Here is a 20,260-nt window from a genome sequence, read left to right on the forward strand (position 1 = left end):
TTCGCGTGTTCAAGAAGCTGTTGGCCATCGGCTTGGCCTGTGTCGCCGTGGCAGCCGGTCCGGCGTTCGCCGCCGAGAAATCCGATCTGGCCCTCTATGGCCGCCTGCCTCAATACGAAGAGGTCCGCGTCTCGCCCGACGGCTCGAAGCTGGCCATGGTCCTGACCAATGGCGACGAGCGTTTCGTGCTGGTGCGCACGCTCGCCGGCCAGAATGTGGCGGTCGTCAAGGCCGGGACGACCAAGCTGCGCGGCCTGACCTGGGCGGGCGAGGACCATCTGATCATGGTCTCGTCCCAGACCACCGAGGTCTTCGACCTCCAGGGTCCGGCCCGCGAGTATTACATGGCGCTGGACCTCAACCTGGTCACCAAGAAGCAGAACCTGCTGCTGCGCGCGCAGCCCAACACCATGAACGTGATCCTGGACTCGCCGATGGTGCGGACCATCAACGGTCAGCCGGTGGCGTTCCTCGAAGGCGTGCACTTCGTGAACAACCAGGGCCTCAACACCCTGTTCAAGGTCAACCTGAAAGACGGCATGACGCGAATGCTGGACGGCGGGGTCCGCGAGGACACCGACGGCTGGCTGGTCGACGCCGCCGGCGAGCCGGTGGCCCAGTCGCTCTATGACGGCAAGAAGGGCCGCTGGAGCCTGCGGATGAAGCTCAATGGGTCCTGGCGCGAGGTCGACCAAGCCGACAGCCCCATGGGCTCGTACGGGCTGTCGGGCTTCGGCCGCGACGGCAAGTCGGTGCTGGTCTGGCGCAGCGACGAGAAGCGCACCGACATCCTGCGCGAATATCGCGGCGTCGGTCAGTACGAGGACCTGCCGGGCGACCTGCAGCTCAGCGGCCTGCTGCACGATCCCGACACCCTGGCCCTGCTGGGCGGCTACCAGCTGAAGGGCGACGACTTCACCTACACCTTCTTCGACCCGGCCGCGCAGAAGACCTGGAACGCGGTGGTCAAGGCGTTTCCGGACGACCGCATCACCCTGGCCTCGTGGTCGAAGAACCGGCGCAAGGTGGTGGTGCGGGTCGACTCGGCCACCGAGGGCCCGGCCTACGCCTTCGTCGACCTCGACACCAAACAGGCCAGCTGGCTGGGCGACATCTACAAGGGTGTCAACGCCGCGACGATCTCGCCGGTGCGCGCGATCAAGTACAAGGCCGCCGACGGCCTGGAGATCAGCGGCTACCTGACTCTGCCCAAGGGTCGCGATCCCAAGAACCTGCCGCTGATCGTCCTGCCGCACGGCGGGCCCGAGGGTCGCGACGAGCCCGGCTTCGACTGGTGGAGCCAGGCCCTGGCCTCGCGCGGCTATGCGGTGCTGCAGCCCAACTTCCGCGGCTCGGAGGGCTTTGGCTGGGACTTCGTCAAGGCGGGGTTCGGCGAGTGGGGCAAGAAGATGCAGACCGACCTGTCGGACGGCGTCCGCGACCTGGCCAGGCAGGGGATCATCGACCCCAAGCGCGTCTGCGTGGTCGGGGCCAGCTATGGCGGCTACGCGGCCCTGGCCGGGGCGACCCTGGACAAGGGCGTCTATCGCTGCGCCGTCTCGGTGGCGGGCGTGGCCGACCTGCGCAAGTTCCTGCTGACCAACATCAACAACAACAACGGCGAGACCAATGCCGCGCAGCGCTACTGGCTGCGGTTCATGGGCGTCGACGGGGCCAAGGATCCGGACCTGACCGCCATCTCGCCCGCCCAGCAGGCGGCCAAGGTCGACATCCCCGTCCTGCTGATCCACGGCAAGGACGATACGGTGGTCCGCTACGACCAGAGCCAGGCCATGGCCGACGCGCTGAAGAAGGCCGGCAAGCCGTTCCAGTTCGTCACCCTGGACGGCGAGGACCACTGGCTGTCGCGCGGCGCCACGCGCCAGAAGATGCTCAACGAGACCGTCGCCTTCGTCGAGAAGAACAACCCGCCCGACTGAATGCGGCGTTTGGCTGATCGCCAAGCCAGAGGTTCGGGCGTAAACCCCGCGTCCTGATGTCCGAACCCGCCAACAGTCCCCGCGCCCTGGCCGTCCTGCTCCTGGTTGTCTTCATCAACCTGGTGGGCTTCGGCGTGGTCATTCCGCTGCTGCCCTTCTACGCCAAGGCCATGCACGCCGCCCCGTGGCAGGTGACGACCATGTTCGCCGCCTACAGCCTGGGCCAGTTCTTCGGCGAGCCGTTCTGGGGGCGGATGTCCGACCGCATCGGCCGGCGGCCGGTGCTGATGGTCACCATCATCGCCAACGCCATCGCCTATCTGGCCCTGGCCTTCGCGCCGAACATCTGGATCGCCATGGCCATCCGCCTGGTCGGCGGCTTCGGCAGCGGCAACATCTCGACGATCCAGGGCTACATGGCCGACGTCACCCCGCCCGAGAAGCGCGCCGGGCGCATGGGCCTGCTGGGCTCGGCCTTCGGGGCCGGCTTCGTGATCGGCCCGTCGCTGGGCGGCCTGCTGGCCCATCCCAGCGCCGGCCAGTTGGGCTTCCAGATCCCGCTGTTCGTCGCCGCCGGCATGGCCGCCCTCGCCGCCGTCGGAATCTTGCTGTTCGTGGCCGAGAGCCGCGCGCGCGCCGCGCCCGGCGTCAAGCAACCCGGCCGGCGCGAGGCCCTCAGCGCGGCCTCGGCCCACCCGATCCTGTCGCGCGTGCTGCTGGTCACCCTGGTCTCGACCGGGGCCTTCGCGGGCATGGAATCGATCTTCGGCCTGTGGGCCAACGCCCGCTTCGACTGGGGCCCGCGCGAAGTGGGCCTATGCTTCGCGGTGATCGGCGTCATCGCCTCGCTGGGCCAGGGCCTGCTGACCGGCCGCCTGGCCCGCCGCTTCGGCGAAGGCCGCGTGCTGACCACCGGTCTGTCGATCATCGGCCTGAGCCTGTTCATCTCGCCGTTCGTGACTCATCCCGGCCTGGCCATCGTCGCGGTCGGCTGCACCGCCTTTGGCCAGTCGCTGGTCTTCCCCTGCGTGGCGGCCCTGATCTCTCGGGCCAGCCCGCCGGACCGCCAGGGGCAGATGCTGGGCCTGAACATGGCTGCAGGCTCCCTTGCCCGCATCGGCGGCCCGCTGCTGGCCGGTCCGCTGTTCGGCATCGCCATCGGCGGTCCCTACTGGTTCGGCGCGGCCTTGATGGTTCCGGCCATCTTCTTCGCCGTGACCATCGTTCACCGGACGAAAGCGGCGGCGTGAGGCCTAAGTGCTTGCCATCGGCGAGTCTTTCGCTTAGGAACGCCCCCTTTCCGGAACCGCCTGGCCAATTGGCATGCCATGGCGGTTCGTCTTGCTATCCCAGAGGACGGGGCGAAAGCTCCGACGCGAAATGCCTAAGTTGAAGACGAAGTCGGGCGCTAAGAAGCGCTTCAAGATCACGGCCACGGGTAAGCTGAAAGCCGGCGTCGCCGGCAAGCGCCACCGTCTGATCGGCCACAACGGCAAGTACATCCGCCAAAACCGCGGAACGAAGGTGATGAGCGAGGCTGACGCCAAGACCATCCGTTCGTACCTGCCCTACGGCCTTTAAGAGGAGCGCTGACACATGGCTCGCGTTAAACGTGGCGTCGTTGCTCACGCCAAGCACAAGAAGGTTCTTGAACAGGCGAAGGGCTTCTACGGCCGCCGCAAGAACACCATCCGCACCGCCAAGGCCGCCGTCGACAAGGCCGGTCAATACGCGTACCGCGACCGCAAGGTGCGCAAGCGCGCCTTCCGTTCGCTGTGGATCCAACGCATCAACGCCGGTGCGCGCATCGAAGGCTTCACCTACTCGCAGTTTATCCACGGCCTGGACGTGGCGGGTGTGGTGATCGACCGTAAGGTCCTCGCCGACATCGCGGGTAACGACCCGGCTGCGTTCAAGGCTATCGCTGACAAGGTCCGCGCCGCCCTGGCCGCTTAAGGTCTTTTTCGGGTCCTACGATCCGAGTTCGATCTGAAAAGCCCTCCGGTGCGAACCGGAGGGCTTTTTGCTGCGCGTTTCCTGGGCGTGGCGGGCGCTTCCCGGTTCCACCCATCATCAAAACCGCCTAGACGGATGCCCGTCATGACCGATCTCAACACCCTCGAATCCGACGTCCTGGCCCAGGTGGCCAGCGCTGCGGACCTCCAAGCGCTCGACGCCGTCCGCGTGGCCGCCGTCGGCAAGACCGGCTCCGTCTCGGGCCTGCTCAAGACCCTGGGCGCGATGAGCCCCGAGGAGCGCAAGGACCGCGGCGCGGCCATCAACGCCCTGCGCGACAAGGTCACCACCGCCATCGCCGAGAAGAAGGCCGGCCTGGAAGCCGCCGAGCTCGACGCGCGCCTGGCCAGCGAGACGCTGGACCTGTCCCTGCCCGCCCCGCACCGCCGCAAGGGCAGCGTCCACCCGACCATGCAGACCATGGACGAGATGGTCGCCATCTTCGCCGAGATGGGCTTCGCCGTGGCCGAAGGTCCGGACATCGAGGACGACTTCCACAACTTCACGGCCCTGAACTTCCCGCCGAAGCACCCGGCCCGCGAGATGCACGACACCTTCTTCTTCAACACGAAGGAGACGGGCGAACGCATGCTGCTGCGCACCCACACCAGCCCGGTCCAAGTCCGGACGATGGTGTCGCAGAAGCCGCCAATCCGCATCATCGCGCCGGGCCGCACCTATCGCGTGGACAACGACGCCACCCACACCCCGGTGTTCCACCAGGTCGAGGGCCTGGTGATCGACAAGGGCATCCACATGGGCCACCTGAAGTGGACCCTGGAGACCTTCCTGGCCCGGTTCTTCGAGACCGACGCGGTCACCACCCAGTTCCGCCCGCACCACTTCCCGTTCACCGAGCCGTCGGCCGAGATGGACGTGCAGTGCGACCGCTCGGGCGGCGAGATCAAGATCGGCCAGGGCACGTCGTGGCTCGAGATCCTGGGCTGCGGCATGGTTCACCCGAACGTCCTGCGCGCCTGTGGCATCGATCCGGACGAGTACCAGGGCTTCGCCTTCGGCATGGGCGTCGATCGCCTGGGCATGCTGAAATACGGCATGCCGGACCTGCGCGACATGTGGTCGTCGGACGTCCGCTGGCTGTCGCACTACGGCTTCAGCGCCTTCGCCGCGCCGAACGCCGCCTCGGGCCTGAGCTGAGACCAGAACGATGAAATTCACCCTCTCCTGGCTCAAGGATCACCTTGAGACCACCGCCACCGTCCCCGAGATCGTCGCGGCCATGACCATGGCCGGGCTCGAGGTCGAGCACGTCATCGATCCGGCGACCAAGCTGGCCCCGTTCACGGTCTGCAAGATCGTCGAGGCCGCCCGCCACCCCAACGCCGACCGTCTCCAGGTCTGCCAGGTCGACACCGTCGACGGCCGCAAGGAGATCGTCTGCGGCGCGCCGAACGCCCGTCCGGGCCTGACGACCATCTACGCCCCGATCGGGGCCTATGTGCCCGGCCTGGACGTGACTCTGGTCGAGAAGCCCGTGCGCGGCGTCGTTTCGAACGGCATGCTCTGCTCGGCCGCCGAGCTGGAATACGCCACCGAGAGCGACGGCATCATGGAGCTGCCCGACGCCCTGCCGGTCGGGACCTCAGCCGTCGACGCCCTGGGCCTGGAAGCCGTCATCGACTTCGAAGTGACCCCCAACCGTCCCGACTGGCTGGGCGTCGTGGGCATCGCCCGCGACCTGGCCGCCGCCGGCGTGGGCAAGCTGAAGGACGTCTCGATCGCGTCCATCCCCGGCACATTCACCTCGCCGATCACCGTCAAGGTCGATGGCGAGGCCTGCCCGGTGTTCGCCGGTCGCTACATCCGCGGCGTCAGGAACGGTCCCTCGCCCAAGTGGCTGGCCGACCGCCTGACCGCCATCGGCCTGCGCCCGATCAACGCCCTGGTCGACGTCACTAACCTGATCTCCTACGACCGCGCCCGCCCGCTGCACGTCTATGACGCGGCCAAGCTGTCGGGGACCGAGATCTCGACGCGCCTGGGCCGCCATGGCGTGAACGGCGACGAGCACCTGATCGCGCTGGACGGCAAGACCTACGAGCTGACCTCGGAGATGTCGGTCATCGCCGACGCCTCGGGCGAACGCCCGATCGGCCTGGGCGGCGTGATGGGCGGCGAGAGCACCGGCTGCTCGGACGAGACCACCGACGTCTTCGTCGAGAGCGCCTGGTTCGACCCGATCCGCACGGCCCAGACCGGCCGCGCCACCGGCATCGCCAGCGACGCCCAGTACCGCTTCGCTCGCACGGTCGACACCGGTTCGCTGGTCCCCGGCATCGAGCTGGCCACCAAGCTGATCCTGGAACTCTGCGGCGGCGAGCCGTCGGAAGTGCTGCTGGTCGGCGAGGCCCTGCCCGCCCCGGCCCCGGTGCTGTTCGACCCGGCCTATGTCGGCCAGCTGTCGGGCCTGGAGATCGCGCCCGAGCGGTCCCTGCAGATCCTGCGCGACCTGGGCTTCACGGTCGAGCCGCCCAAGGACGTCTCGGCCGCGGCCTTCGTCACCCATGCCGAGAGCCTGGTCTGCGTCACCCCGCCGACCTTCCGCCGCGACGTGGAAGGCAAGGCCGACCTGGTGGAAGAAGTCGCCCGCATCGCCGGCTATGGCGCCCTGCCCTCGACGCCGCTGCCGGAAACGGCGCGCGCGGTCGGCGGCGTGCTGACCGCCAAGCAGGCCCGTGGTCGCACCGCCCGTCGCGCCCTCGCGGCCGCCGGCTATTCGGAAGCGGTGACCTTCAGCTTCACCAGCCACAAGATCGCGACGCTGTTCGGCGGCGGTCAGCCGGAAATGCTGCTGGCCAATCCGATCGCCTCGGAGCTGGACTGCATGCGCCCGTCGCTGCTGCCCAACCTGATCGAGGCGGCCGGCCGCAATGCGCGCCAGGGCTTCCCTGACGCGGCCCTGTTCGAGATCGGCCCGACCTTCCACGGCGAGCGCCCGAACGACCAGCGCACCGTGGTCTCGGCGATCCTGGTCCCCAAGGCCCCGCGTGGTTGGGACAAGGCCGCGCAAGGCGACGTCTTCACCGTGAAGGCCGACCTGCTGGCCCTGCTGGAAGAACTGGGCGCGCCGGTGGCGTCGCTGCAGACGGCGCAAGGCTCGGCTTCGGCCTGGTGGCATCCGGGCCGCTCGGCCCGCCTGCAGCTGGGCCCCAAGGCGGTGATGGCCGAGTTCGGCGAAATCCACCCGGCGGTGCTGAAGGCCCTGGACGTGACCGGGCCGGTCTACGGCTTCGAGATCACCCTGGAGGCGATCCCCGAGCCGAAGAAGAAGGCGATCAAGACCAAGCCGGCCTTCTCGCCCTCGGCCCTGATGCCCCTGACCCGCGACTTCGCCTTCGTCGTCGAAAAGGCCAAGCCGGCCGGCGACCTGGTGAAGGCCGCCGTCGGCGCCGACAAGGCGCTGATCACCGCCGCGCGCGTGTTCGACGTCTATGAAGGCCCCGGCGTGCCGGACGGCTTCAAGTCGGTGGCCATCGAGGTGGTCGTGCAGCCGCGTGAGGCGACGCTGACCGACGCCGAAATCGCGGCGCTGTCGGCGAAGGTCGTCGCGGCGGCCGAGAAGGCCGGCGGGAAGCTGCGGAGCTGAGTTTAAAGGGGGACGGCCTGCGCTGTCCCCCCCACCGCCGTTCGGCGGTCCTCCTCCCCCAAGAGGGGGAGGAGAGAGCTCTCCGCCCCGCTTGGGGGCGGACAGACCTGCGTGAGCAGGTCAGGTGGGGGCCAGTGCTGAGTTTCCAGGCGCCCACCGCCAATTCCTGCCCTAGGCCGCGACCGATCGCCCATCTCACAGGCAAGACCTTGCGCGATGCTCACCGTCACGCTACCTGTATCAAGCGCTAACTGGATTCATCGCTTCCACATGCAATCGACCTTCGCCTTCGCCGCCTTCGTGACCACCGGCCTCGCCGCCGTGGCTGCGATGTCGTGCGCCGTGGCGATGTGGAACATGATTAACAACCAGATTAAAACCGTTCCCATTCGGACGGGGCAAAATCGGCGCAAGCAGCGGTAGGAAACCTACCAAAACCAAAGCCGAAGGATCGCAAGATCTCCAAAAGCCCCGCTCCCACGAGCGGGGTTTTTTGTTGCGCGCTCCATCGGTCCTCCAAGCCTCTCATGCACAGGACCAACGCCAATGAGCTACCTGCCCTCCCCACCAGCCTTCCATAGCGACCAGGAAGGCGTCACCGTCCACCAGCTGCTGCTGGCCGCCACCGACGCGCCCAGCGCGCTGGAAGCCGTGCGCCAAGGCCTCGCCGACAGCGGCGCCGAACTGTGCGGCCTGACGATGAAGCCGGTCGGCCAGATCGTCGAAGCCTCCTTGCGCGTCCGTCACCTGGGCGACCAGGCCGCCCGCCTGCTGGCCCGTGACCTGGCCGCCTGGCCCGGCGTCAATTCGGCTTCGGTAGAGCACCAATGGTTCCGGCCGTGAACGCGCTCAAACCGGAAGAAGAGAAACGTCGCCTCTTCCTCGTAACCGCCGAAGACACGCCGGACGCCCTCATGCGCGTCCTCGGCGTGGCTTCGGTCCAGCAGGCCCGCCTGCGCGCCCTGTCCGCCGCTCCCGAGGGTCAGCACATGACCATCAGGCTCGAGATCGACGACCAGGGCGACGACCGGGCGCAGGTGCTGGCCTCGCGCCTTGCCGCCTGTCCCAGCGTGCGCGGCGTCGGTTTCGGCTGGCGGGCGTAACCTTTCGGCGCTCTCCTACGTATCTAGGTCTGAGTCCGTTTCTGGAGAGACTTCGATGCGTCGCCTGCTCGCCCTTCTGGCCACCCTTTTCGCCCTGACCGGCGTCAGCGCGTCCGCCGCCGCGACGCTGAAAACCGAGACCGCCGTCTTCGCCGGCGGCTGCTTCTGGTGCATGGAGCACGACATGGGCGGCATCCCTGGCGTGCTGAAGGTCGAGAGCGGCTACACCGGCGGCCACGTCAAGAACCCGACCTACCGCGACGTCACCAGCGAACGCAGCGGCCACTACGAGTCGGTGCGCGTCACCTACGACCCGGCCAAGCTGGACTATGGTTTCCTGCTGTATCGCTACTGGAAGCTGGTCGATCCCACAGACGACGGCGGCCAGTTCTGCGACCGCGGCCCGTCCTATCGCCCAGCGGTCTTCGTCACCCCCGCCCAGCGTCCGATCGCCGAGAAGTCGCAGGGCGAAGCCGCCAAGCGCCTGAAGTCCGGGACCATGAAGGCCGAAATCCTGCCGCTGCAGACCTTCTACCCGGCCGAGGAATACCACCGCGACTACGCCAAGCGGCACGCGCTGGACTACAGCCTGTATCGCACGGGCTGCGGGCGGGACGCGCGCCTGAAGCAGGTGTGGGGCGGCTGAGATCGCGCTCAACCTAGCCTAGACTTCGCCGTAATCCCGTGTTGTTTTACCTTTGTAAACACACGGGAGGACGTCCATGCACCGTCGCGCTCTGCTGGCCTCGGCTGGCCTGCTGCTGGTTCCTCTCGGCGCGGCGCACGCCCAAGATCGTGGTGTGGGGGGACGGGAAGTCTCCGTCACCATCTATAATTCCGACCTGGCGCTGGTCGAGGACAGCCGCCCGCTGGACCTGAAGGCCGGTCGCCAGAAGCTGGAGTTCAAGGACGTCTCGGCCCAGATCAGGCCCGAGACGGTCAGCCTGGCGGCCCCGGGCGTCAGCATCCTGGAGCAGAACTTCGATTACGACCTGCTGACCCCCGACAAGCTGATGGAGAAGGCGGTCGGCCAGCAGGTGAAGATCGTCCGCACCAATCCCGGCGACGGCAAGGAGACCACCGAGGTCGCCACCGTCCTGGCGGCCAATGGCGGCGTGGTGCTGAAGATCGGCGACCGCATCGAGGTGCTGCGCGACGACGGCGTCCCCACCCGGGTGATCTTCGACAAGGTGCCCGAGACCCTGCGCGCCCGCCCGACCCTGTCGGTCAGCGTCGAGGCCGCCAGCGCCGGCCCGCGCCAGGCCAAGCTCAGCTACCTGACCTCGGGCCTGTCGTGGAAAGCCGACTATGTCGCCCTGTTCGACGAGGCCAAGGGCGCGCTGGACCTGCAAGGCTGGATCACCCTGTCCAACACCTCGGGCACGCCGTTCGAGAACGCCAAGACCCAACTGGTGGCCGGCGACGTCAACCAGCTGACCTCGACCAATCCCTATCGTCCGGTCCGTCGCGGAACAGCCGGCGTCATCCGCGCCGGGACCGAGAGCGGCACGGGCGAGCGGGTCGCCGACTACCACGTCTATCCCCTGCCCGAACGGACCACGATCGCCTCGAACCAGAACAAGCAGGTCGGCTTCCTGTCGGCCCAGGGCGTGGCGGCCAAGAAGGTCTATGAGGTGCGCGAAGGCTGGTTCTCCAGCCAGGCCGAGCCGGTCAAGGCCGTCGTCGCCATCCAGTTCAGCAACAGCAAGTTGACGGGCCTGGCCAGCCAGCTGCCGGCCGGGGTCATGCGCGTCTACATGCGCGACATGGCCGGCGATCCCAAGTTCGTCGGCGAGAACGCCATCGGCCACACGCCGGCCGGCTCGGAGCTGTCGATCAAGACCGGCGACGCCTTCGACGTCTCCAGCCAGCAGACCCTGGTGGCCGAGACGCGGGTCTCCAAGCGGGTCACCCGCTACGAGATGAAGTACCTGCTGCGCAACGCCAAGGACGAGGCGGTGACCGTCGAGCTGCGCCAGGGCGGCCTGTGGCGCGACGGCGTGGTCAAGGCCGAGAGCCTCAAGAGCCGCCGCATCGACGCCTCCACCCTGGGCTGGAGCGTGCCGGTGCCGGCCAATGGCGAGACGGTGCTGACCTTCACGGTCGAGACGGGGTGGTGACCATGCGCGCCTTCGTGGGCGCGCTCGCTCTCGCCGCCACGCTCCCCGCCACCGCCGCCACCCTCGCCTCATCCGCGCCCGAGAAGGTGGCGGTGACGCTCTATCGTGATGGCGACGGACCATTCCAGGCGCTCCCGCCCTGGCAGCGCGCCCAGGCGGCCGAGAAGGGCTTGATCCTGGTCACCGAAACCCGCGTGATCGACCTGCCCGCCGGCCGCCACACGATCCGCTTCGACGGCGTCGCCGAGGGCCTGATCCCGCAGAGCGCGGCGGTCGAGGGCCTGCCCGGCAAGGCGATCGAGCGCAATTACGACTACGCCCTGCTCAGCCCCGGGACCCTGGTGGAGCGCTCTCTGGGCCAGCCGATCCAGGTGGTGCGCACCAACCGCAAGACCGGTCGCCAGCAGACGATCGACGCCACCCTGCTGCAGGGTCCGTCCGGCCTGATGGTCCAGACAGCGGAAGGCGTCGAGGCCCTGGGCTGCTCCGGCGGTCCCGAGCGCCTGGTGCTGGCCTCGGTCCCCGACGGCCTGACCGACAAGCCCAGCCTCTCGACCATCGTCGACGTCCCCGCGCCGACGCGCGCCAAGCTAACCCTGTCCTACCTGGCGCTGGGCGTGAATTGGCAGGCCGACTACGTCGCGCGCATCCATCCGGACGGCAAGCGGCTGGACCTGACCGGCTGGCTGACCCTGGTCAACAGCGGCGGCAGCCAGTTCGCCAATGCCAAGACCCAGGCCGTCGCCGGCAAGCTGTCTCGCCAGTATGTCCGCGTCGACAAGGGCCGCGCCACGCCGATCCGCCGCGCCTGCTGGCCGATGGACACCACGCACTTCGTCGCCCCGACGACGGCGCCGGCGATCATTTCAGACGCGCCGCCCGTACCGACCGGCGTCCCGCCCATGCCGCTCCCGGCACTGGAAATGCGCGCCATGGCGCCCGCGCCGCCACCGCCGCCTCCCCCGCTGGCCGAGCAGTCGAACCTGGGCGACTACAAGCTCTACACCCTGCCCACGCCGGTCACCCTGAACCCGCGCCAGACCAAGCAGGTGGCCTTCCTCGACCAGAAGAACGTCACCTTCCAGCGGCTCTATGTGGTCACGGTCAATCCGTGGGAGAGCGGTCAGGCTGATGAGGGCTTCCGCGCGCCGGCCGTGACCCTGCGCCTGGAGAACAAGACCGCCAACGGCCTGGGCAAACCCCTGCCCTCCGGCGCGCTGTCGGCGATGGAGAGCATCGACGGCCAGCCCACCTTCGCCGGCGAACAGGCCGTGCGCGACGTCGCGGTCGGCGAACCGATGGACCTGGTCATCGGCCAGGCGATGGACGTCCTGGCCCGCCCGCGCCTGGTCGCCGAGCAGCGGCTGAACAAGCGTCGCGTGCGCCGGACCTACGAGGTCGACCTCTCGAACGCCAAGACCATCCCGGTGATGATCGAGCTGCGACAGAACCCGAACATGCCGACCTTCAAGGTCGTGGCCGAGGCCCAGAAACACGACATCCGCCAAGGCATGGTCGCCTGGCGGATGACGCTGGATTCCAATCAATCGCGGACGTTCAGCTACGCGATCGAATACGGCGGGTAAGAAAGCTGCTCCCCCTCTGGGGGAGCTGTCGCGGAGCGACTGAGGGGGCCAGCTGGACATATGCCGAGCTGCCCCCTCCGGCCCTCTGGGCCACCTCCCCCTCTGGGGGAGGATCTATCTTAAAGCGGCATCCACCGCCGCTTGCGGCTGTAGCCGAGATAACCGACGTTCGCCCCCAGGCGCAGGCCGACGCCCGCGCGGATCGGGGCCAGGGTGATCTCGTCGGCCTTCTGGTAGTTCACGCCCAGGCCGCCGATCAGATAGGCGCTGCCCTCCACGCCGGGGAAGCGGCGGAAGACGGCGTCGGGATATTGCAGATTATAGCAGAGGGTGAAGGCGCGGCTGGCGTTGCCGCCCCAGTCCCAGCCCACGGTCGGGCCCTGCCAGTACACCTCCAGGGTCGGACGGCCCTTCATGTAGAGCAGGCCCCGGCCGTAGCGCAGGCCGGCCACGAAGGCGCCCGAGCCCTCCTCGCCGGCGATGTAGGCGGTGGGTTGGCCCTTGTCCTTGAAGATCTTCTCGATCGCCGCGCCGGCGCTCTCGGCCGTCACGCCCAGGAAGTCGGACGTGGCGCGGATCATCTCGTCGGCCGAATAGGTCTGGGCGCGGCCGGTGTCATAGGCTGGCGTATTGCCGTTCGAGCCCGGGGTCGGCGAAGGCGGCGGCGGCTGAGACGCGTAGGCGTCCTGCGCCGGAGGCCGGTATTGCGGCGGCACGGCGTTCGGATCGGTGATCGGCTGGGCCGGCGGCAGTTGCTCGGAGGTGATGCGCTGGCGGGCCAGGGCCTCGGTCCCCACGGCGCTGAGGCCGACGGCGGCGCCCGACAGGATCAGCTTGCGACGGTCCATTTCACGCCCTCCGGATCAGTTTCATTGCAACACTGTTGCAAGCCATTGAGACCGGTTTGCGGCTCCAAACTTAACGAGCGGTTAAGCATGCGCGACGCGCGGCCGCATCCGCGATGCGCTCAGCCCCTCGCGAAGCGGCTCAAATGTGATATGCGCACGCCCATGACTTCGACGCCTCTCGACAAGATCCGCAACTTTTCCATCGTGGCCCACATCGACCACGGCAAGTCCACGCTGTCGGACCGCCTCATCCAGGAGACGGGCGGCCTGACCGCGCGCGAGATGAGCGCTCAGGTTCTCGACAACATGGACATCGAGAAGGAGCGCGGCATCACCATCAAGGCGCAGACCGTGCGCCTGAAGTACAAGGCCGATGACGGCGAGGACTACATCCTCAACCTGATGGACACCCCCGGGCACGTCGACTTCGCCTACGAAGTCTCGCGCTCGCTGGCCGCCTGCGAAGGCTCGATCCTGGTCGTCGACGCCTCGCAGGGCGTGGAAGCCCAGACCCTGGCCAACGTCTATTCGGCCATCGACAACAACCACGAGATCGTCCCGGTCCTGAACAAGATCGATCTGCCGGCCGCCGAGCCCGAGCGCGTCCGCGCCCAGATCGAGGACCTGATCGGCCTGGACGCCAGCGACGCCGTGCTGGCCAGCGCCAAGTCGGGCCTGGGCATCCATGACGTGCTGGAAGCCATCGTCACCCGCCTGCCCGCCCCCAAGGGCGATCGCGACGCGCCGCTGAAAGCCCTGCTGGTCGACGCCTGGTACGACGCCTATCTGGGCGTGGTCGTGCTGGTGCGCATCTTCGACGGCACGCTGAAGGCTGGCCAGCAGGTCCGCATGATGCAGACCGGCGCCACTCACCGCATCGACAAGGTCGGCGTGTTCACGCCCAAGGCCACCGACGTGCAGGAGCTGGGTCCCGGCGAGGTCGGCTTCTTCACCGCCTCGATCAAGGAAGTGGCCGACGCCGCCGTCGGCGACACCATCACCGACGAGAAGAAGCAGACCGCCCAGGCCCTGCCGGGCTTCAAGGACGTCCAGCCGGTCGTGTTCTGCGGCCTGTTCCCGGTCGACGCCGCCGACTTCGAAGACCTGCGCGCCGCCGTCGGCAAGCTGCGCCTGAACGACGGCAGCTTCACCTACGAGATGGAAAGCAGCGCCGCGCTGGGCTTCGGCTTCCGCTGCGGGTTCCTGGGGCTGCTGCACCTGGAGATCATCCAGGAGCGCCTGAGCCGCGAGTTCGACCTCGACCTGATCGCGACGGCCCCGTCGGTCGTCTACAAGATCCACATGCGCGACGGCTCGGAGATCGAGCTGCACAACCCGGCCGACCTGCCGGACGTCATGCAGATCGAGAACATCGCCGAGCCCTGGATCAAGGCCACGATCTTCACCCCGGACGAGTTCCTGGGCGGGGTGATCAAGCTGTGCCAGGACCGTCGCGGGCAGCAGCGCGAGCTCAGCTATGTCGGCAACCGCGCCATGGTCATCTACGACCTGCCGCTGAACGAGGTCGTGTTCGACTTCTACGACCGCCTGAAGTCGATCTCGAAGGGCTATGCCAGCTTCGACTACCAGCTCGAGGACTACCGCGTCGGCGATCTGGTGAAGATGTCGATCCTGGTCAATGCCGAGCCGGTCGACGCCCTCTCGATGCTGGTCCACCGCGACCGCGCCGAGAGCCGCGGCCGCGGCATGTGCGAGAAGATGAAGGAGCTCATCCCGCAGCACATGTTCGTCATCCCCATCCAGGCGGCGATCGGCGGCCGGATCATCGCCCGCGAAACCGTCCGCGCCCTGCGCAAGGACGTGACCGCCAAGTGTTACGGCGGCGACGCCTCGCGTAAGCGCAAGCTGCTGGACAAGCAGAAGGCCGGCAAGAAGCGCATGCGCCAGTTCGGCAAGGTCGAAATCCCGCAGGAAGCCTTCATCGCGGCGCTGAAGATGGACGAGGATTGATCGTCCACGAGGTTGCTTCGAAAAGCCCCGCCGGTTCCGCCGGCGGGGCTTTTTCTTGGCTGCGTTCAAGAAAGCCGGCGGCGAGCGGGTGTTGATGGCGCATGACCATCGCCATCATCGACCATGACGAGATCATCGAGCGCGAGTTGGCGCCGCTGCGCGAGACAATCGGCGCGGACTTCGACGGCTATCGCAACCACATCTACCGGGTGCTGACCTATGTCATGCACTTCCTGGGCGGCGAGGCCAGGTGGCGCGAGACGGTCGCCTTCGCCCTGGCCTATCACGACGTCGGCCTGTGGACCGACAAGGCGCTGGCCTATCTCGAGCCGTCGGAGACCCAGGCCGAACAGGCCCGACAGGACCACGCGCCGCACCTGGACGCCTGCCTGGTCTGCAACCTGATCCACTGGCACCACAAGGTCACCGCCTTCCAGGGCCCGGACGCCCAGGTCGTCAACGCCGTGCGCAAGGCCGACTGGATCGACGCCAGCGGCGGCCGGGTGACGAAGGGCCTGTCGCGCAAACAGATCGTCACCGTCATGACCGCGATCCCGCCGCTGGGTTTCTACGAGATGCTGATGCGGCTGCCGGGCGAGCTGAACGGCGGCCGGACCTTGGGCGGGCTGGGCGTGATGCTGGCGCACGTCTTCAAGCCCTGACGCCTCACCAGGGCGGCTTCAGCCTGTAGAACCTCGCCTCACCCAGCAGGTCGTAGACGCGGCGGATGCGGAAGGCTTCGGGGCGGGCTTGCGAGAGGGCGAACTCGGTTTCGGTGAGGGCGAACGGGGAGACCTCGCCCGAGAGGGTGGTCTTGACCACGATCAGGCGGGGGCTCTCGTCCAGGCCGAAGCCGATGACGTCGCAGCCGGCCGGGTCGTCGCCACGAGCCTGGCGCACCTTGGTCGCGAGGTCGGGGCGGCCGCGTTCGGACAGGCGTCGGGCCTCGTGAGCGACGATGCTGGCGACGCCCAGGCCCTTGAGGAAGCGGTCGTCGGCCTCGCGCTTGCCCATGTCGAAGCGATGGATCACCCGGACCAGGCGCTCGTCCATCGGCATCGGCCGGGGCGGCGCGGCCTCGATCAGCGGCACGGCGGCCGGGGCGGTGAACAACGAGGCGGGGCGGACGGCGGCGCTGAGCAGGGCGGGCTTGGCGGCCAGCTGATCCTCGACGGCCTCCACCAGCGCGTCGTCATAGGACCAGCGCGGCGGCTGGTCGCGCAGGATGGGCAGGCCGATCAGCGACAGCACGGCCGAGATCTCGCCCTGCTTCCAGGTGATCGGCATGTCGGACTTGCCCGTGACGAAGCGCACCGTGCGGTCGTGGGTGGCGCGATCGACCGGCTTGCCGGCGAGCGTCTTCTCCAGCTGGGAGACGTAATCCCCCACCACCACGGCCAGCTCGGCCCCTGTCCAATCGCGCCCCGATTCCCCCGTCATCGGACGATGATGCGTCAGCCGGGGCGCGGACGCCACAAGCTAGGGTGTGGCGGACGGCTTCACCGCGCCCGCGACCGCCATGGGCGCGTCCTGCACCGGCATCTGGTCGGCCTGCAGTTGGGCGGCCTCCATGGCGCGGCGGACCGTGGTCACCGGGTCCTTGGCGTCGACCTTGAAGGTCAGGGTCGCCGTATGGGCCGGATTCTCGCCGAGATTGGCGAAGCCGCCGGCCCGCTCGGCGTTGAAGGTCACGCCATAGGTCTTGTTGGCCAGCACCCGGCACAGCAGCACGAAGGTCTTCTGGTCGTTGAGCAGACGAGGCGTCTTCACGCAGTCCATCGGCTCGACGCCGGGCGCGGGGGCGTAGTTCCAGGCGGCGGGCGACATCTGCTGGTCGAAGGCCGCCTTGAGGATCAGCACGCCCGGCGCCACCGTCTGGTCCTGAGCCGGATAGGTCGAGACCAGGTTGGGCGGCAAGGTCGGCGGCAGGATCAGCACCGGCGAGACGGTGTTGGGCCCCTCCTGAGGCGGCCTTGTCTGGCCATGCGCGCCCGAGGCGGCCAGCACGACGATGGCGACAAGAAGGGGAACCGAACGGCGCGACGACATCTTTCCAGAGTGACCTTCAAGCGCGGCCTTCTCAAGGCGCCATTCGAGGCCTACATCGCCTTCATGACCGACAAAATCGATACCCCGCCGGCGGATGAGACGCCGATGCAACGCGCCCTGCGCCTGAAGAAGGCCGCCCAGGGTAAGCATGGCCACGGGGCCAAGGCCTCGACCGGCAAGGTCGATCGCGCCAACGCCGCGGCCCCGACCGGCAAGTCGAAACCCTGGATGACCCGTTGACGATCCCCAAGGTCCTTGGCCGCACCTCGTCCATCAATGTCCGCAAGGTCCTGTGGACCCTGGACGAGCTGGGCCTGGCTTATGAGCGCGAGGACTGGGGTCAGGGCTTCGCCCCCACCAGCGACCCGAAATTCGTCAAGCTGAACCCCAACGCCCTGGTGCCCGTGCTGATCGACGAGCACGGCCCGGTCTGGGAGAGCAACGCCATCTGCCGTTATGTGGCGGCCGGCACGCCGCTGTTTCCGGACGACCGCCGCCAGCGCGCCCTCGTCGACCAGTGGATGGACTGGCAGTGCACCGAGCTGAACACCGCCTGGCGCTTCGCCTTCGCCGGCCTGGTGCGCAAGACGCGCGGCTTTGGCGACAAGCGGCGGATCCAGGCCAGCGTCGAGGCCTGGAACGTGGCCATGGGCCTGCTGGACGCGCGCCTCGTGGACACCGGCGCCTATGTGATCGGCGAGCGGTTCACCCTGGCCGACATCGTGCTGGGCCTGTCCGTCCATCGCTGGTTGGCGAGCCCGATCGAGCGGGTCGAATGGCCCGCGCTCACAGCTTACTACGCGCGCCTGAACCAGCGGCCGGCTTTCCGGAAGTGGGCCGATCCCCAAGTCCCTTAGGGTCTTCCGTAAGAGGCTCCGAGCCGTCCTTGGGCAGACTGGAGATCGGCACGCCGGGCCGTAGTGTCTCGCCCGTCCATTCCCAGTGCCAGGGCTCGTAGACATAGTTCACGAAGCCGAACCGAGCGGCGTTGACCACCATCCAGCGATAGGCCGGTGAGCGCGACATGACGAGCCGGTTGGCGTCGGCCGAGCTGTCGGGCCCGTAGCCCGGCGCGGTGTCGATGACCACGTCCATGGCCAGGCCCGTGCGGTGAGCCGAGCAGATGGTGCGGGTCAGGCCCTGGCAGTTGTTGTCCCGCGCGCAACGCTGGGCGTCGGCGTCCGGATCGCGGAAGCCGGAGAAGATGCTCAGGGTCTCGGGACGGGTCAGGACGCCCGCTTCCTTCGCCGCCGCGACCATCCGGTGATAGCTGTCCAGCGCGCCGGGCCGCAGCAGGATCGTCTTGCCGCCATAGCTCTCGCGCGCCTCGGCCTGGGCCAGGTCGGCCGGCGGCGGCGCGCCGGGGCACATGCCGTCGCGGTTCATCCGCACGAAGGGCCGCGCCAGATGCCAGCCCGTCAGCATGGTCTGGAAGGTCGCCTGCGAAAGCACGCCGCTCTGCTGCACGCCATGCGTCCCCTGCCAACGCGCCAGGGCCGAGGCGAAGCCGTCGGTGTCGGGCGCGCAGGTGGTGCCGATCTCGGCGGCGACGCGGGGGGCGTAGGTCTCCCAGCCGATCTCGAGCTTGCCGAACGGCGACCAGGGCAGGGTCGCCAGCGTGAAGGCGTTGGCGGCGGCGGCGCCCAGCGGCGCGCCGGTCGCGTCGCAGGCCTCGGGCGGACCGCCGACCAGCGGGGCCGATGGCGGATCGACCGAAGGCACGTGCTGCGGCGGCGCGGCGGCCAGGGTCCCGGGCGAGACCGGCGCCTTGGGCTCTCCGCCGACGGGCCAGGTCACCCACAGCCAGAAGACTCCGACCGCCAGCAGCAGCACGCCGAACACCCAGAGCAGACCTCGCAGCACCCTCAAGACAGTCCTCGCAGCCGGTGGAACTTCGCCATGGCTCAAGGCTTGAGACCGGAGAGTCGTTCCGCTGGAGTAAGCATGACCGTTCGTTTCGCCTTCCTGGCCGTCCTGGCCCTGGCCGCCTGTGACGACCAGCCTCCGGCCAAGCCCGCCCCCGCGAAGACGGTCCAGAAATCCGCCCCTGCCCCGCCGCCCGTGGTCGCCGCGCCGCCGACGGAGTCGCCGCTGGTCCAGGCGATCAACACGGCGACCTTCGATGCGACCGCCACCGATCCGGATGCTCGCCGCAACCTGCTGATCCGCGTCCAGGTCCTGTTGGACCGCGCCCACTTCTCGCCCGGCGTCATCGACGGCCGCGATGGGACGAACCTGACCTTGGCCGCCCAGGCCTATCAGGGCGTCAACGGCCTGGGGGCCAAGGGCGAGATCACCCAGGAACTGGTCGAGAGCCTGATCGCCCATGACACCGGCCAGGTGCTGGTCGACTACGTGATCACACCGCAGGACGAGGCCGGCCCGTTCTCACCGCCGATCCCCAAGGACGACTACGAGGCGATGGCCAAGCTGCCGGCCCTGAACTACGTGACGCCGCTGGAGATGCTGGCCGAGCGCTTCCACATGGACGAGGCGCTGTTGCAGGCCCTGAACCCCAGTGTCGATTTCGGCGTGGCGGGCACGAGGATCGTGGTGACGGCGGCCGGCGCCGACACCCTGGACCGCAAGGTCGACAGCATCGAGATCGACAAGGCCCTGGGCCAGGTCATCGCCCGGGACGACGGCGGCGTGATCCTGGCGGTCTACCCCGCCACGGTCGGCAGCACCGAGCGCCCCGCGCCCACCGGCGAGTGGGCCGTGCGCACCCTGGCGCCCCGGCCCACCTACACCTACGACCCGTCACGCCTGACCTTCGGCAAGCCCAAGGCCAAGCTGACCATCAAGGCCGGGCCGAACAATCCGGTCGGCTCGACCTGGATCGACCTGACCAAGGACACCTACGGCATCCACGGCACCCCCGATCCCAAGCTGGTTAACAAGCGCGCCTCGCATGGCTGCGTGCGCCTGACCAACTGGGACGCGGCCGAACTGGGTTCGGCCGTGAACAAGGGGGCCAAGGTGGTGTTCGTGGGCGCGGAGGCGCGGGCGTCGTAGGCCCG

At 68.4% G+C, this 20,260-nt stretch carries 21 protein-coding genes; 17 read left to right on the forward strand and 4 right to left on the reverse strand.

Features of this window, described 5'->3' with window-relative positions:
• Positions 1-5 precede the first annotated feature (5 nt).
• The 12 genes from AC07YH_RS04435 (at position 6) to AC07YH_RS04490 (ending at position 12,372) form a co-directional block, all read left to right on the forward strand.
• The gene (locus tag AC07YH_RS04435) at positions 6-1,940 is read left to right on the forward strand and encodes an alpha/beta hydrolase family protein (protein WP_494745792.1); all 1,935 of its coding nucleotides are present in this window, start codon (positions 6-8) and stop codon (positions 1,938-1,940) included.
• A gap of 56 nt (positions 1,941-1,996) precedes the next feature.
• Positions 1,997-3,190, forward strand: coding sequence for an MFS transporter (locus tag AC07YH_RS04440; RefSeq protein ID WP_494745793.1), 1,194 nt, complete (start codon positions 1,997-1,999; stop codon positions 3,188-3,190).
• Between the two features lie 130 nt (positions 3,191-3,320).
• Complete coding sequence (gene rpmI, locus AC07YH_RS04445) at positions 3,321-3,521, forward strand: 50S ribosomal protein L35 (protein ID WP_018061454.1); 201 nt, start codon at positions 3,321-3,323, stop codon at positions 3,519-3,521.
• Between the two features lie 15 nt (positions 3,522-3,536).
• Positions 3,537-3,896 carry a 50S ribosomal protein L20 gene (gene rplT / locus AC07YH_RS04450; protein WP_494745794.1) on the forward strand — a complete coding sequence of 120 codons (360 nt, stop codon included), beginning with the start codon at positions 3,537-3,539 and terminating at the stop codon, positions 3,894-3,896.
• Positions 3,897-4,040: 144 nt separating this feature from the next.
• Positions 4,041-5,114 carry a phenylalanine--tRNA ligase subunit alpha gene (pheS, locus tag AC07YH_RS04455; RefSeq protein WP_494745795.1) on the forward strand — a complete coding sequence of 358 codons (1,074 nt, stop codon included), beginning with the start codon at positions 4,041-4,043 and terminating at the stop codon, positions 5,112-5,114.
• Positions 5,115-5,124: 10 nt separating this feature from the next.
• Positions 5,125-7,563, forward strand: coding sequence for a phenylalanine--tRNA ligase subunit beta (pheT, locus tag AC07YH_RS04460; RefSeq protein WP_494745796.1), 2,439 nt, complete (start codon positions 5,125-5,127; stop codon positions 7,561-7,563).
• Between the two features lie 270 nt (positions 7,564-7,833).
• On the forward strand, positions 7,834-7,986 hold the full coding sequence (locus AC07YH_RS04465) for a hypothetical protein (protein WP_494745842.1): 153 nt from the start codon (positions 7,834-7,836) through the stop codon (positions 7,984-7,986).
• A 123-nt stretch (positions 7,987-8,109) separates the two neighbouring features.
• Complete coding sequence (locus AC07YH_RS04470; protein WP_494745797.1) at positions 8,110-8,406, forward strand: hypothetical protein; 297 nt, start codon at positions 8,110-8,112, stop codon at positions 8,404-8,406.
• On the forward strand, positions 8,403-8,666 hold the full coding sequence (locus AC07YH_RS04475; protein WP_494745798.1) for an ACT-like domain-containing protein: 264 nt from the start codon (positions 8,403-8,405) through the stop codon (positions 8,664-8,666). The genes AC07YH_RS04470 and AC07YH_RS04475 overlap by 4 nt, the downstream gene beginning before the upstream one ends.
• 55 nt (positions 8,667-8,721) lie before the next feature.
• Positions 8,722-9,312 (forward strand): peptide-methionine (S)-S-oxide reductase MsrA, encoded by a 591-nt coding sequence (gene msrA / locus AC07YH_RS04480; protein WP_494745799.1) that lies wholly within the window; start codon positions 8,722-8,724, stop codon positions 9,310-9,312.
• Between the two features lie 76 nt (positions 9,313-9,388).
• Entirely contained in the window at positions 9,389-10,786 is a 1,398-nt protein-coding gene (locus tag AC07YH_RS04485; protein ID WP_494745800.1) for a DUF4139 domain-containing protein, read from the forward strand.
• 2 nt (positions 10,787-10,788) lie between these two features.
• Positions 10,789-12,372, forward strand: coding sequence for a DUF4139 domain-containing protein (locus AC07YH_RS04490; RefSeq protein ID WP_494745801.1), 1,584 nt, complete (start codon positions 10,789-10,791; stop codon positions 12,370-12,372).
• Positions 12,373-12,491: 119 nt separating this feature from the next.
• Here AC07YH_RS04490 and AC07YH_RS04495 read toward each other — a convergent pair whose 3' ends face one another.
• Positions 12,492-13,220: a DUF1134 domain-containing protein gene (locus AC07YH_RS04495; RefSeq protein WP_494745802.1), complete on the reverse strand. Its 729-nt coding sequence runs from the start codon at positions 13,218-13,220 to the stop codon at positions 12,492-12,494.
• Positions 13,221-13,382: 162 nt separating this feature from the next.
• Here AC07YH_RS04495 and lepA point away from each other — a divergent pair, with 162 nt between their 5' ends.
• Both lepA and AC07YH_RS04505 read left to right on the forward strand, forming a co-directional pair.
• Positions 13,383-15,191 (forward strand): translation elongation factor 4, encoded by a 1,809-nt coding sequence (lepA, locus tag AC07YH_RS04500; protein ID WP_494745803.1) that lies wholly within the window; start codon positions 13,383-13,385, stop codon positions 15,189-15,191.
• A 101-nt stretch (positions 15,192-15,292) separates the two neighbouring features.
• Entirely contained in the window at positions 15,293-15,853 is a 561-nt protein-coding gene (locus AC07YH_RS04505; RefSeq protein WP_494745804.1) for a hypothetical protein, read from the forward strand.
• A gap of 4 nt (positions 15,854-15,857) precedes the next feature.
• Here AC07YH_RS04505 and AC07YH_RS04510 read toward each other — a convergent pair whose 3' ends face one another.
• Together AC07YH_RS04510 and AC07YH_RS04515 are read right to left on the reverse strand one after the other, a co-directional pair.
• Positions 15,858-16,631: a protein NO VEIN domain-containing protein gene (locus AC07YH_RS04510; RefSeq protein WP_494745805.1), complete on the reverse strand. Its 774-nt coding sequence runs from the start codon at positions 16,629-16,631 to the stop codon at positions 15,858-15,860.
• A gap of 39 nt (positions 16,632-16,670) precedes the next feature.
• Positions 16,671-17,240 (reverse strand): hypothetical protein, encoded by a 570-nt coding sequence (locus tag AC07YH_RS04515; RefSeq protein ID WP_494745806.1) that lies wholly within the window; start codon positions 17,238-17,240, stop codon positions 16,671-16,673.
• Between the two features lie 63 nt (positions 17,241-17,303).
• Here AC07YH_RS04515 and AC07YH_RS04520 point away from each other — a divergent pair, with 63 nt between their 5' ends.
• Positions 17,304-17,480, forward strand: coding sequence for a hypothetical protein (locus AC07YH_RS04520; protein ID WP_494745843.1), 177 nt, complete (start codon positions 17,304-17,306; stop codon positions 17,478-17,480).
• The gene (locus tag AC07YH_RS04525; RefSeq protein WP_494745807.1) at positions 17,477-18,097 is read left to right on the forward strand and encodes a glutathione S-transferase family protein; all 621 of its coding nucleotides are present in this window, start codon (positions 17,477-17,479) and stop codon (positions 18,095-18,097) included. Before AC07YH_RS04520 ends, AC07YH_RS04525 begins: the two co-directional genes overlap by 4 nt.
• Here the strand turns inward: AC07YH_RS04525 and AC07YH_RS04530 are convergent.
• Positions 18,027-19,103 carry a M15 family metallopeptidase gene (locus tag AC07YH_RS04530; RefSeq protein WP_494745844.1) on the reverse strand — a complete coding sequence of 359 codons (1,077 nt, stop codon included), beginning with the start codon at positions 19,101-19,103 and terminating at the stop codon, positions 18,027-18,029. The genes AC07YH_RS04525 and AC07YH_RS04530 overlap by 71 nt on opposite strands.
• An 81-nt stretch (positions 19,104-19,184) precedes the next feature.
• Here AC07YH_RS04530 and AC07YH_RS04535 point away from each other — a divergent pair, with 81 nt between their 5' ends.
• Positions 19,185-20,255, forward strand: a complete 1,071-nt coding sequence (locus tag AC07YH_RS04535) for a L,D-transpeptidase family protein (protein WP_494745808.1) — start codon at positions 19,185-19,187, stop codon at positions 20,253-20,255.
• The last annotated feature ends 5 nt before the right edge of the window (positions 20,256-20,260 follow it).

The sequence above is a fragment of the Caulobacter sp. GW456-12-1-14-TSB4 genome, assembly GCF_059424195.1.

Coding starts and splice junctions, on each gene's coding strand:
- AC07YH_RS04465 (WP_494745842.1), top strand. CDS start 7,834: ATGCAATCGACCTTCGCCTTCGCCGCCTTCGTGACCACCGGCCTCGCC.
- AC07YH_RS04520 (WP_494745843.1), top strand. CDS start 17,304: ATGACCGACAAAATCGATACCCCGCCGGCGGATGAGACGCCGATGCAA.
- AC07YH_RS04510 (WP_494745805.1), bottom strand. CDS start 16,631: ATGACGGGGGAATCGGGGCGCGATTGGACAGGGGCCGAGCTGGCCGTG.
- pheT (WP_494745796.1), top strand. CDS start 5,125: ATGAAATTCACCCTCTCCTGGCTCAAGGATCACCTTGAGACCACCGCC.
- AC07YH_RS04515 (WP_494745806.1), bottom strand. CDS start 17,240: ATGTCGTCGCGCCGTTCGGTTCCCCTTCTTGTCGCCATCGTCGTGCTG.
- pheS (WP_494745795.1), top strand. CDS start 4,041: ATGACCGATCTCAACACCCTCGAATCCGACGTCCTGGCCCAGGTGGCC.
- AC07YH_RS04535 (WP_494745808.1), top strand. CDS start 19,185: ATGACCGTTCGTTTCGCCTTCCTGGCCGTCCTGGCCCTGGCCGCCTGT.
- rpmI (WP_018061454.1), top strand. CDS start 3,321: ATGCCTAAGTTGAAGACGAAGTCGGGCGCTAAGAAGCGCTTCAAGATC.
- msrA (WP_494745799.1), top strand. CDS start 8,722: ATGCGTCGCCTGCTCGCCCTTCTGGCCACCCTTTTCGCCCTGACCGGC.
- AC07YH_RS04505 (WP_494745804.1), top strand. CDS start 15,293: ATGACCATCGCCATCATCGACCATGACGAGATCATCGAGCGCGAGTTG.
- AC07YH_RS04490 (WP_494745801.1), top strand. CDS start 10,789: ATGCGCGCCTTCGTGGGCGCGCTCGCTCTCGCCGCCACGCTCCCCGCC.
- AC07YH_RS04485 (WP_494745800.1), top strand. CDS start 9,389: ATGCACCGTCGCGCTCTGCTGGCCTCGGCTGGCCTGCTGCTGGTTCCT.
- AC07YH_RS04495 (WP_494745802.1), bottom strand. CDS start 13,220: ATGGACCGTCGCAAGCTGATCCTGTCGGGCGCCGCCGTCGGCCTCAGC.
- lepA (WP_494745803.1), top strand. CDS start 13,383: ATGACTTCGACGCCTCTCGACAAGATCCGCAACTTTTCCATCGTGGCC.
- rplT (WP_494745794.1), top strand. CDS start 3,537: ATGGCTCGCGTTAAACGTGGCGTCGTTGCTCACGCCAAGCACAAGAAG.
- AC07YH_RS04470 (WP_494745797.1), top strand. CDS start 8,110: ATGAGCTACCTGCCCTCCCCACCAGCCTTCCATAGCGACCAGGAAGGC.
- AC07YH_RS04440 (WP_494745793.1), top strand. CDS start 1,997: ATGTCCGAACCCGCCAACAGTCCCCGCGCCCTGGCCGTCCTGCTCCTG.